This window comes from Rhodococcus sp. 21391, assembly GCF_016772255.1.
In the GTDB taxonomy this organism is placed as follows: Bacteria; Actinomycetota; Actinomycetes; order Mycobacteriales; family Mycobacteriaceae; genus Rhodococcus_F; species Rhodococcus_F opacus.
The window spans coordinates 4,445,017-4,460,717 of record NZ_CP063781.1; the positions used below are offsets into that span (position 1 = coordinate 4,445,017).

A 15,701-nucleotide genomic window follows, 5' to 3' on the forward strand; every position below is an offset into this window, starting at 1 on the left:
TCCGAGAGGGAAGTCATGTGCCGATTGTTCGGGTTGTCCGCCGCCCCTCATCGCGTCCGCGCGTCGTTCTGGCTGCTGGACGCCCCGGACAGCCTCGCACAGCAGAGTCACCGCGAGCCGGACGGCACCGGACTCGGCACGTTCGCGGAGGACGGAACTCCGGTGGTGGAGAAGCAACCGCTCGCCGCATACGAGGACAGGGAGTTCGCGCAAGAGGCGAAGCATCGCTCTTCGGTCACGTTCGTCGCGCACATCCGTTTCGCGACCACGGGTGAACTGCTTCCCCAGAACACCCACCCGTTCGCCCAGGGCGGTCGCGTGTTCGCCCACAACGGCGTGGTCGAAGACCTGCCGAAGCTCGAGGCGGAACTGGGCTCCGATCTCGCGCTCGTTCACGGCGACACCGACTCGGAACGCGTCTTCGCCCTCGTGACCAGTCACATCGGCAGGAACGGCGGCGACGTCACGGCCGGCATCACCTCGGCCGCCCGATGGCTGGCCGACAACGTGCCGATCTACGCGCTCAACATCCTGCTGACCACGCCCGGCGAATTGTGGGCGCTACGGTACCCGGACACCCACGACCTGCTGTTCCTCGAGCGGCGCGCAGGCGGTCCGAGTGGTGGTCGCCACCTCCAGCACGCGAGCACTCCCGGCCGGATCCGTGCCAGGTCCTCGCATCTCGCCGAGTATCCGGCGGTGGTCGTCGCCAGCGAGCAGATGGACGAGGACCCCGGCTGGATGCCGCTGCAGTCGGGCGAACTGCTCCACGTCGACCGCGACCTCGCCGTCACCCGGGGGGTGATCGTCGATCATCCACCGCGTTACCCGATCCGCCTCGCCGATCTGGGCGCCCGCGCCGCTGCGGCGCAGACGGAGAAGTAGTACCGGCGGCGGTCAGAACTCGATCCGCACGTGCTCGCTGACGGGGCGGGCCTGGCACGCGAGGATGTAGCCGCTCGCGATGTCCTCTGGATCGAGGATCGACGCGTTGTCCATATCCACTTCTCCCAGGACCACCATGCATGCGCAGGAACCGCATTCGCCCTCGCGGCACGAGTAGGGGACGTCGAGCCCCTTGGAGAGCATGACGTCGACCAGTGTCGCCTGGCGGGGCCAGCTCAGGTTGTGCGCTTCGCCGTCGAGTTGCACCTCGACCGTCGACGCCGTTCCCGCCCCCGTGTCCGGCACTTCCTCGACCACGACGTCCGCGAACGGATCCCCGGACAGTGAGGTGAACACCTCGGCGTGCACGCGGTCGCGCGGGACGCCGGCAAGTGCGAGCGACTCGTGGATCGCGTCCATGAAGGGGCGCGGTCCACAGACGTAGGCGCGGTGGTCCCGGAATCGGTCCGACAGATTCGCCAGCTGCCGCGGCGTCGGCAGGCCCTGCACGCTCTCGAGCCAGTGCACGACGGTCAGCCGATGTTCGTGGCCGGCCGAGAGTTCCCGCAACTCGTCGGCGAAGATGACCGACTTCTCGTCCCGGTTCGCGTACACGAGTACGACTTTCCCGTTGCCCTCGCTGAGCGCCGACTTGAGAATCGACATCACCGGGGTGATTCCGCTGCCCGCGGCGAACAGGATCAGGTCTTCGTCCAGGCTGGCCGGAGTGAACACGCCCGCGGGAGGCAGGACCTCGATGCGGTCGCCGACACCGACGTTGTCGCACAACCAGTGCGAACCGTACCCGCCTGCGGTGCGTTTGATCGTCACCTTCGGCAGGTCGTCGGTGAACGGCGAACTGGCCAGCGAGTAACACCGCGCGACGGAACCCGTCCGATCGCTCGGGATGCGCAGCGTCAGGAACTGCCCGGGCTTGTAGGCGAATTCGTGCCGACGCTCGTCGGGGACGTCGAACACCAGCGACCGGGCGTCGGACGTCTCCTCCACGACAGCGGCCACGGTGACCACTACTGATCGCGAACTGCGTGGTGTTTCAACGGTCGTCATCGCGACGGTGCCCTCTCGCTACGGTAATTCGATCCTGCCGAAACTAGTGCAGATCGAGCGCGCCGGCCCCCGGCCTTCCCGCTGTGCGGGACCCGGATGCCCGCCGTCAGCCCCAACGGGACTGCCCGCCGTCAGCCCCAACGGGACTGCCCGCCGTCAGCCCCAACGGGACTGCCCGCCGTCAGCCCCAACGGGACTGCCCGCCGTCCAGGGGGATGGTGGCCCCGGTAAGGTAGCCGGCGTCCTCGCTCACGAGGAACACGACGGCACGTCCGATGTCGGTTTCGGCGTCGCCGACCCGTCCGAGCGGGATGCCCGCCACGAACTCCGCCGCCTCGTCCGGGTTCCTGTCCATCCATCGCTCGAGCGCCGGACTCTTGGCGTGCGGGGCCACGGACAGCACCCGGATGCCGTCCCGGCCCCACTCACACGCCGCCGACCTGGTCAGCGAACGCATCCCCTCCTTGATCGAACCGTAGGCGCCGTAGTTGCTCGCGTCCCACCGCACGGCCGCCGACGTGACGAGGTTGACGATCACGCCGCCGCCGCGCGCCCTCATGTGCGGGTGGCACGACTGCATCATGCGCAGCGTCGCGAGCGGTCCCGTTGCGAACGACCGCTCGTACTCCTCGTCGATCACCGACAGGATCGGTCCCGGCGTGCAGTCGTTGGCGTTGTTGACCAGGATGTCGACGCCGCCGAACACGTCCACGGTCCGCACGACGGCGGACGCGATGTCCGCCCGCCTGCTGACGTCGCACACCACTGGTTCGCTGCGTGCGCCGAGTTCGGTGAGCCGCTCGCACGTGCCGTGCAGTTTCGATTCGGTCCGGCCGGCGACGGCGATTGCCGCGCCCTCCCGGGCGAGGGCCAGGGCGATTCCCTGCCCGATCCCCTGCCCCGCACCGGTGATCAGCGCGACCCTGCCGTCGAGTTTGCCCATGTCCACTCCCGTTCCCCTACTATCGAACCAAGCATTTGCTTGTTTTCGGTCTTCGTGCTGATTCACCCGATCCCATTCGAGCGCCGGCAATCCCGCGCTCCCTCACTCCGAAGGTCTCCCGTGACAATCCCCCATCCTCTCGATTTCAGTGGCCGCACCGTCGTCGTGACCGGCGGAACCAAGGGCATCGGTTTCGTCGTCGCCGAATCGTTTCTCGCCGCGGGTGCGAACGTGCTCGTGTGCGGCCGGAGCGCACCGGACACCCCGCCCGCGCACGGTGATCGCACCGCCGCGTTCCGCGCGACCGACGTCCGCGACCACACCGACGCCGCCGCCCTGATCGACGAGGCCGTCGCGCGGTACGGCCGCCTCGACGTCCTCGTCAACAATGCGGGTGGTTCGCCCGATGCCGACGCGGCCACCGTCTCGCCGCGCTTCGTCGAGAAGATCGTCGCGCTGAATCTGCTGGCACCCTTCACCGTCGCCCAGGCCGCCAATGCGGTGATGCAGCAGCAGTCCGACGGCGGTGCCATCGTCAACATCGGCAGTGTCTCCGCCCACGATCCGCAACCCGGCACCGCCGCGTACAGCGCCGCGAAGGCGGGGTTGCTGGTTCTGACGAAAGCGCTTGCGCTCGAGTGGGCTCCGAAGGTCCGGATCAACCACATCACCACGGGTCTCATCCGCACCGAGAGCGCGGCGTCCGTCTACGGTGACGACGGCGGCGCCGCCGTCACCCGGACCCTGCCGATGGGGCGGATGGCGGTGCCGTCGGACATCGCGGACGCCTGCCTGTACCTGGCGAGCGCGCAGGCGTCGTATGTGAACGGCGCCGATCTCGCCGTTCACGGCGGCGGCGAGTATCCCGCGCGGTATCTCGCCACCCACTCCTGACCTCCTCGCCGAATGTCACATCGGTTCAGTTGAACTGCACCGTGTGACATTCGGCGACGGACGGCGACCGTGCGGTCAGCCGAACGCGGCGCGGGCGCCGGCGATCACCGGCCGGTCGTCCTGGACGAGTTCGAACGACGCATCACCCGCATCACCCCAGGCCCGCAACGTCGGCGCGTCGCCCGGGTAGACCGGTGCGGCAAACCGTCCCTCCAGCCGGACGAGGTCGGCCGGGTGGACGTCCAGCGCTCGGGCGAGTTCCAGCGTGCTCGCGGCGAGGGTGCACAGACCGTGCATGATCGGCCGGGGCTGTCCGATCCGCTCGGCCGCCGCCGGGTCGATGTGGATGTGGTGCCGGTCGCCGGTCAGCCGGTACAGCGCCGCCTGGTTCTCCGCGGTCCGCAGAACAGCGTCCACGGCCGGTTCACCCTCGGGCCGATACGGTTTCGCGGGGCCTCGATCGCCGCCGAAACCACCGGCGCCCGGCGCGAACAGCGACCAGGTGGCAACGAAGAACTCAGACTCGACGCGCACCTCGAACACGGCGGCCGAGCCCTTGTCCCACACCTCGCCGACCGACGCCGACAACGCGATCTCGCCGCGACGGGGAAGCGGCGCGAGCACCGTCAGTTCCTGCGATCCGTGCAGCGCCGTCTTCGTGTCGAAAGCGCCCCGCGACCCCAGTTCGTCCGGCGCCCACTGGGCGAGGGTGAGAGCGAACGTGGGCAGCACCCGCAGACGCTCCTCGAAGACGAGGTCCAATTCGGTGGCCCGCGCACCCACCGACAGTGCGTACAGGATGGCGTCGCGCTCGTCGTAACTCACGGTGCGGGTGCCGAGGTCCTTGCCTCGCCACGCTCCTGCCGTCGTGCGTTCGGTTGTCGTCATGATCAGTCCTCTCTGCCCAGGATCAGGCCGCTGGTGGGCACGGCGGTGCCCGCGGTCACCAGCACGTTGCCGATGCCGTCCGGTTGTGTCGTCGACGTTCCGCGGATCAGGCGAACTGCCTCGGCGATGCCGTTGACGCCGTGCAGATAGGCCTCACCGATCTGGCCGCCGTGGGTGTTCGCCGGGAGTCGGCCGCCGACCTCGAGGTTGCCGTCCCGGATGAAGTCCTTAGCCTCCCCGGGATCGCAGAAACCCAGTTCCTCGAGTTGCGGGAGGACGAGCGGGGTGAAGTGGTCGTAGAGGATCGCCGCCGAGATGTCGTCGGGCGCGAGACCGCTCTGCCGGTAGAGTTGCCTGCCCACGAGGCCCATTTCGGGTATTCCGGTGATATCGGGCCGGTAGTAGCTGGCCATCATGTGCTGGTCCTTGCCGGAGCCCTGCGCGGCGGCCTTGACGATCGCCGGGGTGGTGCGGAGGTCCTTGGCGCGTTCGGCGGAGACGACGACGAGGGCCTGGCCGCCGTCGGTTTCCTGGCAGCAGTCCAGCAGGTGCAGCGGTTCGGCGATCCACCGCGACTTCTGGTGGTCGTCGAGGGTGATGGGCCGCCCGTGGAACCAGGCGGCCGGGTTGCCGGCGGCGTGCTTGCGTGCGACGACCGCGACCCGGCCGAAGTCCTCACTCGTGGCGCCGTACCGATGCATGTACCGGCGGGCGAACATCGCCACCCACTGGGCGGGCGTCGACAATCCCTGCGGGGTCAGCCAGGCGTACGCCGCCCGGTCCGCGGTGCTGTCCATCGGTCGGTCGTGCTGCCCGAGTCCGTACCGCACACCGGACCGTTCGTTGAAGGCGCGGTAGCAGACGACGACGTCGGCGATGCCCGTCGCCACGGCCATCGCCGCCTGCTGGACAGTGGCGCACGCGGCGCCGCCGCCGTACCCGATGCGGGAGAGGAACTTCAGCTCGCCGATGCCCGTGTTGCGGGCGACGAGGACCTCCCCGTTCGTCTCGGCGGTGTACGTGGACAGTCCGTCGACCTCGGACGGGTCGATGCCCGCGTCGGCGAGTGCGGCGACGATCGCCTCGCACGCCAGTTGCAGTTCGCTTCGTCCCGAGTGCTTGGAGAATTCGGTGGCGCCGATGCCGACGATGGCGGCGGCGCCCGACAGGGGGCTGGTCATCGGTTCCCTCCCGCGGTCCACGCGACGACGACGGTGCCGGTGGCGTGATCACCGAGGCTGTTCGCGCCGCGGATCTTCACGGTGACGACGCCGTCGTCCTTCGCGACCACCTCACCGGTCAGTGTCATCTCGTCGCCGGGGTAGTTGGGGGCACCGAGCCGCACCGCGATCCGGCGCAGCGACGCGTGCGCGCCCGCCCAGTCGGTGACGAACCGCCCCACCAGCCCGTTGGTGGTGAGGATGTTCATGAACACGTCCTTCGACCCCCGCTCCACCGCGAGCGCCGGATCGTGGTGGACGTCCTGGAAGTCGCGGGTGGCGAGGGCGGTGGCGACGATCAGGGTGCGGGTCAGCGGTATCACCAACTCCGGCAGCCGATCGCCGACCGTGACGGCGTCGTAGGTCGTGGTGCCGACGGTGGCGGTCATGCGACCACCTCGACCCCGGCCGCCAGCTGCGCGCCCAGACGTGCCAGGTCGGAGCCGGCTCCGCCGAGGGTGGCGGCGAGCTGCTTGCCCCACAGCAGGTTCCGGTGCACCGGGTAGTCGGTGTCGACGCCGATTCCGCCGTGCACGTGCTGGGTGCGGTGGACGACCCGCTGTCCGCCGTCGGTCGCCCACCATTTCGCGACCAGCACAGCGGTTCCCGGATCTTCCCCGCTCGCGAGGAGCCAGACAGCCTGCCACAGTGTCACCCGCATGGCCTCGAGGTCGATGTAGCAGTCCGCGAGCTGATGGGTGACGGCCTGGAACGTCGCGAGCGGGCGGCCGAACTGGGTGCGCCCGTTGAGGTACGTGACCGCCTGACGCACCGCGCCTTCCCCCACGCCCAGTTGCAGGGCGGCGACCGCCAGTTCCGCTCGTTCGAGCAGCCACCGCACCGCGGTACCGTCCGCCGGGCCGACCGGTTCCGCGGGGGCCGCGTCGAACGCGACGTTCGCGCAGATCTCGTGGGTGGTCGACTCCGCCTGCCGCGCAGTCACACCCGCGGCCCCCGGGTGCACCAGGAACAGCGCCGGACCGCTGTGTGTGGTCGCGGAGACGAGGAGGCGTTCGGCGAGATGCGCCACGGGCACCGCGGCCTTGGCGCCGTGTACCTGCCACCGGCCGTCCACCTCGCGTGCCGTCGTCGCCGGCTCGCCCGCAACGTACGGTCCGAACTCCTCCAGTCCGACCGTGAGGATCAGGCTGCCGTCGGCCGCCGCGGGGACCAGCGCGTCATGTTGGTCCGGCGTCCCGAACTCGGCGATCGCGAGCGCGCCGAGCATGTGCGGCCACAACGGAACCGGCGCCACGGTCCGGCCCTGCTCCTCGAGCAGGACGTACAGTTCGGCGAGTCCCATGCCGCCGCCTCCGAGGTTCTCGGGCAGGGCGATGCCGAGCAGCCCGGTGGTGGCCAGTTCGCGCCACAGTTCCCGGTCGATCCGGTCGGCGCCCGACTCGACGTCCGTGATCCGCTCGGGTCGCGACCTGGCGGCGAACACGTCCGCGGCCAGTCCGCGGACCGCTTCCTGCTCCTCGCCGAATGTGAAGTCCATCAGTGTTCCTCCGATACTGCGGGCCGGAATGCGGGAAGTGTGAGTTCCGGGTCTGCGTCGATCCAGTCCAGTTGCACGGGCATTCCGATGTGCACGTGTTCGGGTTCGACACCCGTCATGTTGGCGATCAGGCGGGTGCCCTCCGCGAGTTCGATCACCGCGACGATCAGTGGGTAGTCGAAGGCGTCGATCTTCGGGTGGTGGTTGACGACGAACGTGTAGACGGTGCCCCGCCCCGACGCGTCGACGGTGTCCCATTCGGTGGAGCGGCACTCCCCGCACATCGGTCCGGTCGGGTGCCTCAGCACACCGCAGTTCGTGCACCGCTGGATGACGAGGCGGTGCTCGCGGGCGGCCGCGAACCAGAACGCGTTGTCATCATTGAGGGCGGGCCGCGGGCGCAGCGCGCGCGTGGCCGGGCGTTCGGCGGGCCGGAATCGGAGTGTCCGCCACCGCTGGGTGCCGACGATCTCGCCGTCACCGTTGCGGTACGTCTTGAGGGTGGTGACGAAATGTCCTGCGCCGAGACCTGTCCGTTTCTCCGCGGAGACGGACTCGACGACCTCGGTCGTGCTCACCCGGTCGCCGGGACGCAGTTCTGCGAAGAATTCCTGGTCGGAATCGGTGGCGACGACGGACGTGAATCCCGCCTCGTCGAGTGTGGCGATCAGTTCCGTCCAGATGGGTGACGGGTCGGCGCCGGACATCTTGTCGGCGAATGTGCGCATCGTCCACACCTGCAGCATCTGCGCAGGCGCGACGGCGCCGCCGCGGCCGGTGGCGCGTGCGGCGTCGTCGTCGAGGTAGACCGGGCTCGTGTCACCCATCGCCTCGGCCCAGTGCCGGATCATGGGAGTGTTCACCGGGTCGGGACCCCAGGTGGCCGGGACGATCGTCCGTCCCTCGAAGGCGCGCAGCCGGGTGAGGAGTTCGCTCATTTCACCCTCTTCTCGCGGGCGAGTCCGAGGCCGAGGGTGCCGACCATGTCGCGGAGCACCTCGTTGACGCCGCCGCCGAACGTGTTCACCACGCTTTGACGTGAGATCTGTTCGATCTGGCCGGCGAGAATCGCGCCCGGCGAGCCCGGACGCAGCCGTCCGGCGGCACCGAGGATCCCGAGCAGCGTGCGATAGACGTCGACGTGGGTTTCGGTGCCGTACGTCTTGGTGGCACCGGCGTCGGCACCCGACAACTCATCCCGCGCGACCGCAGCGGTCATCTTCCAGTTCAGCAGTCGCATCGCCTCGAGCTTCGCGTGAGTGCGCGCGAAGTCCATCTGCACCCACGGGATGTCGAGTGCACCGTTCCGCCCGGCCCAGTCGAGGACCTGGTGCCACAGGCCGAGTGTCCGTCCGCCGAGCGCCGCGAGCCCGATGCGTTCGTGATTGAGCTGAGCGGTGATCAGCTGCCAGCCACCGTCGACGTCACCCACGACGTCCTGATCGCCGACCCGGATCCCGGTGTAGTAGGTCGACGTGACCGTCAGCCCGCCCACGGTGTGGATCGGCGACCAGCTGAAGCCGGGATCGTCGGTGGGGACGATGAGGATCGAGATGCCCTTGTGCTTGGGCGCGTCCGCATCGGTGCGGCACGCCAGCCACACGTAGTCGGCCGTGTTGGCGCCACTGGTGAAGATCTTGTTGCCGTCGACAACCCACGTGTCCCCGTCGCGCACGGCCCGGGTCTGCAGCGACGCGAGGTCGGTACCGGCTTCCGGTTCGGTGTACCCGATGGCGAAGACGATGTCGCCGGCCAGGATGCCCGGAAGGAACCGCGCCTTCTGCTCCTCGGTGCCGTGCTTCATCAAGGTTGGGCCGACCGTGTTGACGGTGACGAACGGGAACGGCAACCCGGCCCGTTGCACCTCGTCGAAGAACACGAACTGGTCTTCGATCGACCGTCCCTGCCCGCCGTACTCCACCGGCCAGCCGACACCCAGCCAGCCGTCCTTGCCCAGCAGCCGCACGATGTCGCGGAAGTGTTCTCCGCCCACACCCTCCTCACCCGCGATTCGCCGCGTCTCCTCCGGCAGCAGCGCCGCGAAGTAGGCGCGCAACTCCCGCCGGAGTTCCCGTTGCCCGGGCGATTCCCTCACATCCATCGGCGTTCTCCTCAAACCTGTGCGTGGCTGTCGCCACGGGTGTTCTGGACGCTAACCAGCACTCCCACGCCTCGGTGCCGATGTCTCGGTCAGCGGGAGGCGGCTGTCGCCGCGTCCGCACGTCCGCTGGAATGGTGGAATGGCCACCGGATTCACTCTCACCGAACTCACCGCCCGCTATGCGCGGGCCGTCGACCGGCGCCAGGCGGCAACGCTCGCCGCGCTGTTCGACTCCGACGCGACGTTCGTCCTCCCGCCCGCGTTGACGGGCACCGGCGCGGCAACGGAACTCCGCGGCAGCGGCGTGCTCGCTTCCGCCGTCGTGGACGCCGTCTCGCATCTGCAATCCACCCGTCACGTCGTTCACCAGCAGGTGATCGACGTGGACGGGTCGACGGCGTCGGGCGAGACGTACTGCACGGCGCACCATGTCTACGCCGGCCGAAACAGCTTCCGCGACAACCGGATCGCGTTGCGCTACCACGACCGGTACGTGCTCGGCGACACCGGCTGGCAGTTCTCCCGGCGCGAACTGATCGTCGACTTCAGCGAGGACGTGCCGGTCACCGTGCCGGACTGAGGCCCAACCGCGCCGAGCAGGCGGCCATCTCGTCGATGACCTGGCCGAGGGACTGCGCGTGCCGGGACGCCGACAGCACGAGCCGACTCGCACCCAGGTCCCGGGACCGGTCGAGCTTGGCCTCGTCCAGCCGCGGCAGCGTCGCCCCCAGCACGAGGTCGACGTCGGCGGGATCGCGGCCGGCGTCCGCTGCCGCAGCCCGCATCCGGGCGATCGCCCGGTCCAGGTCGTCGCCGGCCAGGCCGAGCGGCTGGAATCCGTTGCCCAGCCGCCCTGCCCGCCGTGCGGCCGCTGGGCTGTGACCGCCGATGTAGAGCGGCACTCCCGAATTCCGGTGGGGTTTGGGCCAGCTCTGGGCGCCGCGGAAGGAGAAGTGTTCGCCCGCGAAGTCGACGGCGCCGGTACCCGACCACAGCGCCCGCATCACCGCGATCGCCTCGTCTGCGACCGCGCCGCGCCGGTCGAAATCACCTCCGCAGGCCTCGATCTCCTCACGCATCCAGCCGAGACCGAGGCAGACACGGAGGCGTCCCGCGGACAGCCGGTCCAGGGTGGCGAGACGCTTCGCCAGCACCACCGGATGGTGGTTGGGCAGGACCAGCACGCCCGTCGCGAGACCGAGGGTCGTCGTGGCGCCGGCGACGAACGACAGCAGTTCCAGCGGGTCCGGCAGGCTGCAGTCGTCCGGTAGGTGCGACTTGCCGGTGGGCGAGTACGGATAGGCACTCGCCGTGTCCGCGATGACGACCGAGTGCTCGACGGCGGAGATCTCGTCGAATCCGAGTGATTCCGCAGCCCTCGCGAATTCGAGTATCCACTCGGGCTCGCCCGCCCGTCCCAGCTCGACGGGAACCACCACACCCAGTTTCATGTCACCCTCACCGTCACACGTGCAGGAATCGTTGCCGGCTGTGCGTGTGGAACTCCTGCTCCAGCGCGGCCTTCTCACTGTCGGTCATCTGGTGGTATTCGGGAACACCGCGTCCCACCCACCGGAAGACCGGATCGTCGCAACGCCAGCGCTGTTCCTGCAGCATTCGTTTGAGCACCTTGTTCGATCCCGTCACCGGCAGGTTCGTCGACACCCGGACGAAGCGGGGTGCCGCCTTCGTGCCGAGGTCGTCCTGTCTGCCGAGGAAGGCGGCGAACTCCGCCGGATCGAAATCGGTGCGGTCCGAAACCTCGACGGCCGCCATCACCTGATCGCCCGACCGCGGGTCGGGGACGGCGTACACGCCGGTGGCGACCACTTTCGGGTGGCGGCGCAGAATGCGCTCCACCATCAACGCCGAGCTGTTCTCCCCGTCCACGCGGATCCAGTCGCCCTTCCGGCCGGCGAAGTAGATGAAGCCGGCCTCGTCGACGTACCCAAGGTCGCCCGTCCAGTACCAGCCGTGCCGGATGCGGTCCGCGATCGCGTCCTCGTTCTTGTAGTAGCCCTCGAATCGCGCCGCGCCGGCCTTGTCGACCATTTCGCCGATCGCCTCGTCCGGGTTGAGCACGCGACCGTGCCCGTCGAGCCGCGCCCGGGCCTTCTCCGCGCGGGTGTCGGGGTCGACGATGACGATGTTCTCGTTCGCGGGTCTGCCGAGCGCACCGTCGGGGGCGTCGGGGTCGAGCGTCACCGAACCGGCGCCTTCGCTCGAGCCGTACCCTTCGTACAGTTCGGCGCCGAACCGGCGGACGAATTCGGTCTTGTCCTCCGGGGACGCCTCGGTCCCGAAACCGCGGACGAGAGTGTTGTCACGGTCGTCGGGTTGCTCCGGTGTGGCCATCAGGTACGCCAGCGCCTTGCCGACGTAGGTGAAGAATGTGGCGCCGAAGAACCGAACGTCGGGCAGGAATCCGGACGCGGAGAACTTGCGCGGCAGGCAGACGGTGGCGCCGTTGGCGAGTGCGGGCGCCCACAGCGCCATCAGCGCGTTGCCGTGGAACAGCGGCATGCAGCAGTAGTCGACGTCCTCGCGCACGTGCCCGTACTTGACGGTGTTCGCGTACGCCAGCCGGGCGAGCCGGCCCTGACTGCACCGCACCGCTTTCGACGTGCCGGTGGTGCCGGACGTGAACAGCAGAAGGAACAGCGTCGACGCGTCGATCCCGGGCTCCCAGGCCGGACTCTCGACGGCATGGGACGCGACGAGTTCGGTTTAGGCCGGATCGTCGACCAGCAGAAACCGGTCGTCGGACAGCCCGAGGTCGAGACCGGCGAGCTGTGCCTTCCCTGCGGTGTCCGTGACGATCAGCTGGCAGTCGACGTACCGGATCTCGGCCTCGAGTTCCGCCCCGCGACGGGTCGGATTGATGCCGACCACGGTGGCGCCGGCGAGCGCGGCGCCGCCCAGCCAGAACAGGAACTCGGGGGTGTTCTCGAGCAGGACTCCGACGTGGAACGGTCCGTGGCGCCGCAGCGAGGATGCGACGGCCCCGCGGGCCGCACTCTCGCGTACCACCTCGTCCCAGGTCCAATCCTGTTCCCGGGTACGGACTCCCAGTCTGTCGTCACCCAGCCGGTCCAGCAGCATCTCGGCGATCGTGGTGCGTTCCAACTCCATCTCTCCTGTCGACACGGTATGCACGCTCACGGCACGCGGAGCACGCAGTGGGTGCCACCGTAGATGGCCGTCATGCACTTGTTGCAGTGAATGCACAGACCGGGGTTGTGGGTCTCCTCCGTGATCCGGTTGACGAGGTCGGGTTCCCGCAGGAGTGCCCGTCCGACGGCCACGAACTGGAATCCTTCCGCCATCGCCAGGTCCATGGTCGCCTTGCCGGTGATGCCACCGAGTAGGACGAGCGGCATCGTCACGGCGGCTCTGATCTGGCGGGCGTCCTCGAGGAGGTAGGCGTCGCGGTAGGGGTATTCCTTCAGGAAGTGCTTGCCGACCAACCGGATTCCCAGTTTCGTCGGCTGCGGCATGACGGCGGCGAACTCACGGAGCGGCGCGTCGCCCTTGAACAGGTACATCGGGTTCAGCAGGGAACTGCCCGCGGTGAGCTCGAGCGCGTCCAGCGAACCGTCCTGTTCGAGCCATTGCGCCACCTGGATGGCCTCGTCCACCCAGAAGCCCCCGGGCACACCGTCGTCCATGTTCAGTTTGGCGAGGATCGCGATCCTGTCCCCCACCGCGTCGCGTACGGCGCGTGCGGTCTCGAGCGCGAACCGGGCGCGGTTCGCCAGGGATCCGCCGTACTCGTCCGTGCGCTTGTTGACCTTCGGGCTGAGAAAGGAGCTGATCAGGTAGTTGTGGCCGAAATGGATCTCCACGGCGTCGAACCCCGACTCCACCGCGCGGCGAGCCGCGTTGGCGTGTGCCTCGACGATCCGGGCGATATCTGCCGCAGACGCCGGCTTGGAGAAGTTCTGGGTGGTCATCCGGAACGCACGGGACGGGCCCAAGGCCGGAGATCCGATGTACTTCGCAGCCGCGACCGGTCCCGCGTGGCCGATCTGCGCAGACACTGCCGCACCCTCGGCGTGGATGGCGTCGGTCAGCTTCCGCAGGCCCGGCATCGTCTCGTCGGTCCATTGGATCTGGCCGGGCGACGTGCGTCCGTCCGCGGCGACCGCGCAGTACGCGACGGTCGTCATGCCCACGCCTCCGGCGGCGGGCTGCCGATGGAATTCGATGAGCTCGTCGGTGACCATCCCCTTCGGGGTCAGGCCCTCGTACGTCGCTGCCTTGATCACGCGATTGCGCAGGGTGATCGGCCCGAGTGTGGCCGGGGCGAGCGGGTCGACCTTCACTGTGGGCGGGTCGAGATCTATCGTCATATGAGTTCCTCCAGCTGCGATTCGCTGTCGAACGTAACGGCGCCGGGATGTCGCGGATCGCGGCAGTCTCGCTGAGTGGTAACCACGTCCGGGCGCCCGTCACGGCGTGCCATCTTGTGTCGGTACGAGTGCCCGAGGACGAAAGGTCGCCCCGATGACTGCCCCTACAGATCCACAGTTGCACCTGGATCAGGTGATGTCCCGTCTCACCGGACCCGGTGGCCGGTTCGAACTCGTCGAGGAGCCGGTACTCGGCACCCGGATGCCGGTGATGAAGAACCGCGGGCGCTCGGTGGGCGAACTCCTCACCACGTCGCTCCGGTGGGGCGACCGCGACTACCTCGTGACCGCCGACCGCCGGATGTCCTACACGGAGCACGCCGCCGCGGTCGCGGCCCTGGCGACGGCGCTGCGCGACGACCACGGCGTCCGGAAGGGTGACCGGGTGGCGATCCTGGCCGCGAACACCCCCGAGTGGGTGATCGCGTTCTGGGCCACGCAGGTGCTCGGCGCCATCAGCGTCGGACTGAACGGCTGGTGGGTTCCGCGGGAGGTCGAGTACGGGCTGACGCACAGTCACCCCACCGTGGTGATCGCCGACGCGAAGCGCGCCGAGACGCTCGCCGCGGTCGGCACCGACCTTCCGGTCCTCACGATGGAGGCGGATCTGCCCGCGATCTTCGCGAAGTACGCAGGATCCCCGATGCCGCACACCGACGTCGACGAGGACGATCCCGCCGCCATCCTCTACACCAGCGGCACGAGTGGCAGACCCAAGGGAGCGCTGCACTCGCAGCGCAACATTCTGGCCGTCGTCGACTACCACCGGTTCAGCGACGCCGTGGTCGGCGAATTCAGTGGACGACCCGTCGACCCGGCGATGCCGAGTCCGCTTCGCTACCTCCTGACCTCTCCCCTGTTCCACATCGCGAGCCTGCACAATCTGGTGATTCCGCGGCTGGCGACGGGCGGCGCGGTCGTCATGCACCAGGGCGGATTCGACGTGGACGCCGTGCTCCGTCTCGTCGAGCGGGAACGGGTCACCAACTGGGGAGCGGTGCCCACGATGGCGTCCCGTCTGGTCGAGCACGACGACCTCGACAAGTACGACCTGTCGTCGCTCACGTCGTTCTCGCTGGCGTCCGCACCGTCGTCGGTAGCGTTCAAGGAACGGCTGCGCGAGAAGGTGCCGTTCGCGCGGAACGCCCTCGTGGACAGCTACGGACTCACCGAGTGCAGTACCGCGATCGCCGTCGCCACCGCCCCCGAACTCGAGCAGTTCCCGGGGACTCTGGGACGTCCGATCATCACGGTGAGCATGGAGATCCGCGACCCGTACGGGGAGTGGCTGCCCGACGGCGTCGAGGGCGAGGTGTGTGTGCGCAGCCCGTTCGTGATGCTCGGCTACTGGGAGGACGAGGCCGCCACCGCTGCGGCGATCGCCCCGGGCCGGTGGCTCCGGACCGGCGACTACGGACTCGTCGAGAACGGTCGCCTGCGGCTGACCGGACGTCGCTCGGATCTTATTCTGCGCGGCGGGGAGAACGTGTACCCCACCGAGATCGAGCAGTGCCTCGACGAACACCCCGACGTGCTCGAGTGCGCGGTGATCGGGACGCCCCACGAGGATCTGGGTCAGGAGGTGGCGGCTGTCGTGGTGTTGCGACCGGGTGCCGTGACCACCGAGGCGGAACTGCGCGAGTACGCCGCGGATCGCCTGTCTTATTTCAAGGTCCCGACCCGCTGGCGGATCACCACGGACCTGTTGCCCCGCAATGCGACCGGCAAGATGGTCCGCCGGGACATCACCGTCTGACACCGGCAGCTGGGCGCCGAATGTCACAGTGGTGCA

The 15,701-nt window shown here is 68.9% G+C and carries 14 protein-coding genes and 1 pseudogene; 4 read left to right on the plus strand and 11 right to left on the minus strand.

Going from position 1 to position 15,701, the window contains the following annotated elements; genetic code table 11:
• The first annotated feature begins 15 nt into the window (after nt 1–15).
• Complete coding sequence (locus tag GO592_RS20615) at nt 16–885, plus strand: class II glutamine amidotransferase (RefSeq protein ID WP_007300190.1); 870 nt, start codon at nt 16–18, stop codon at nt 883–885.
• A gap of 12 nt (nt 886–897) precedes the next feature.
• Here GO592_RS20615 and GO592_RS20620 read toward each other — a convergent pair whose 3' ends face one another.
• Nucleotides 898–1,953 carry a ferredoxin--NADP reductase gene (locus GO592_RS20620; protein WP_007300189.1) on the minus strand — a complete coding sequence of 352 codons (1,056 nt, stop codon included), beginning with the start codon at nt 1,951–1,953 and terminating at the stop codon, nt 898–900.
• A 181-nt stretch (nt 1,954–2,134) separates the two neighbouring features.
• Nucleotides 2,135–2,896 carry an SDR family NAD(P)-dependent oxidoreductase gene (locus GO592_RS20625; protein WP_007300188.1) on the minus strand — a complete coding sequence of 254 codons (762 nt, stop codon included), beginning with the start codon at nt 2,894–2,896 and terminating at the stop codon, nt 2,135–2,137.
• A gap of 120 nt (nt 2,897–3,016) precedes the next feature.
• Between GO592_RS20625 and GO592_RS20630 the strand changes: the two genes are divergently transcribed.
• Nucleotides 3,017–3,790 carry an SDR family oxidoreductase gene (locus tag GO592_RS20630; protein WP_007300187.1) on the plus strand — a complete coding sequence of 258 codons (774 nt, stop codon included), beginning with the start codon at nt 3,017–3,019 and terminating at the stop codon, nt 3,788–3,790.
• Nucleotides 3,791–3,865: 75 nt separating this feature from the next.
• On the opposite strand, the gene GO592_RS20635 is transcribed toward GO592_RS20630, so the two are convergent.
• The 6 genes from GO592_RS20635 to GO592_RS20660 are packed head-to-tail and all read right to left on the minus strand — an operon-like array spanning nt 3,866 to nt 9,497.
• Complete coding sequence (locus GO592_RS20635) at nt 3,866–4,678, minus strand: MaoC/PaaZ C-terminal domain-containing protein (RefSeq protein WP_007300186.1); 813 nt, start codon at nt 4,676–4,678, stop codon at nt 3,866–3,868.
• 2 nt (nt 4,679–4,680) lie between these two features.
• Nucleotides 4,681–5,859, minus strand: a complete 1,179-nt coding sequence (locus GO592_RS20640; RefSeq protein ID WP_007300185.1) for a lipid-transfer protein — start codon at nt 5,857–5,859, stop codon at nt 4,681–4,683.
• A complete protein-coding gene (locus GO592_RS20645; protein WP_007300184.1) occupies nt 5,856–6,287 on the minus strand; it encodes a MaoC family dehydratase in 432 nt (143 codons plus the stop codon). The genes GO592_RS20640 and GO592_RS20645 overlap by 4 nt, the downstream gene beginning before the upstream one ends.
• Complete coding sequence (locus GO592_RS20650; RefSeq protein WP_007300183.1) at nt 6,284–7,396, minus strand: acyl-CoA dehydrogenase family protein; 1,113 nt, start codon at nt 7,394–7,396, stop codon at nt 6,284–6,286. The genes GO592_RS20645 and GO592_RS20650 overlap by 4 nt, the downstream gene beginning before the upstream one ends.
• Complete coding sequence (locus tag GO592_RS20655; RefSeq protein ID WP_007300182.1) at nt 7,396–8,334, minus strand: bifunctional MaoC family dehydratase N-terminal/OB-fold nucleic acid binding domain-containing protein; 939 nt, start codon at nt 8,332–8,334, stop codon at nt 7,396–7,398. Before GO592_RS20655 ends, GO592_RS20650 begins: the two co-directional genes overlap by 1 nt.
• Entirely contained in the window at nt 8,331–9,497 is a 1,167-nt protein-coding gene (locus GO592_RS20660) for an acyl-CoA dehydrogenase family protein (protein ID WP_007300181.1), read from the minus strand. The genes GO592_RS20655 and GO592_RS20660 overlap by 4 nt, the downstream gene beginning before the upstream one ends.
• Nucleotides 9,498–9,636: 139 nt before the next feature.
• Between GO592_RS20660 and GO592_RS20665 the strand changes: the two genes are divergently transcribed.
• On the plus strand, nt 9,637–10,077 hold the full coding sequence (locus GO592_RS20665; RefSeq protein WP_007300180.1) for a nuclear transport factor 2 family protein: 441 nt from the start codon (nt 9,637–9,639) through the stop codon (nt 10,075–10,077).
• Here the strand turns inward: GO592_RS20665 and GO592_RS20670 are convergent.
• From GO592_RS20670 to GO592_RS20680, 3 genes and pseudogenes are all read right to left on the minus strand, one after another.
• Nucleotides 10,061–10,948, minus strand: a complete 888-nt coding sequence (locus GO592_RS20670; protein ID WP_007300179.1) for an LLM class F420-dependent oxidoreductase — start codon at nt 10,946–10,948, stop codon at nt 10,061–10,063. The genes GO592_RS20665 and GO592_RS20670 overlap by 17 nt on opposite strands.
• A 13-nt stretch (nt 10,949–10,961) precedes the next feature.
• Nucleotides 10,962–12,629 (minus strand): annotated as a pseudogene (locus GO592_RS20675) (AMP-binding protein).
• 26 nt (nt 12,630–12,655) lie between these two features.
• Nucleotides 12,656–13,849 carry an NADH:flavin oxidoreductase gene (locus tag GO592_RS20680; RefSeq protein WP_202714946.1) on the minus strand — a complete coding sequence of 398 codons (1,194 nt, stop codon included), beginning with the start codon at nt 13,847–13,849 and terminating at the stop codon, nt 12,656–12,658.
• Between the two features lie 154 nt (nt 13,850–14,003).
• Here GO592_RS20680 and GO592_RS20685 point away from each other — a divergent pair, with 154 nt between their 5' ends.
• Entirely contained in the window at nt 14,004–15,665 is a 1,662-nt protein-coding gene (locus GO592_RS20685) for a class I adenylate-forming enzyme family protein (protein WP_039952707.1), read from the plus strand.
• Nucleotides 15,666–15,701 lie beyond the last annotated feature (36 nt).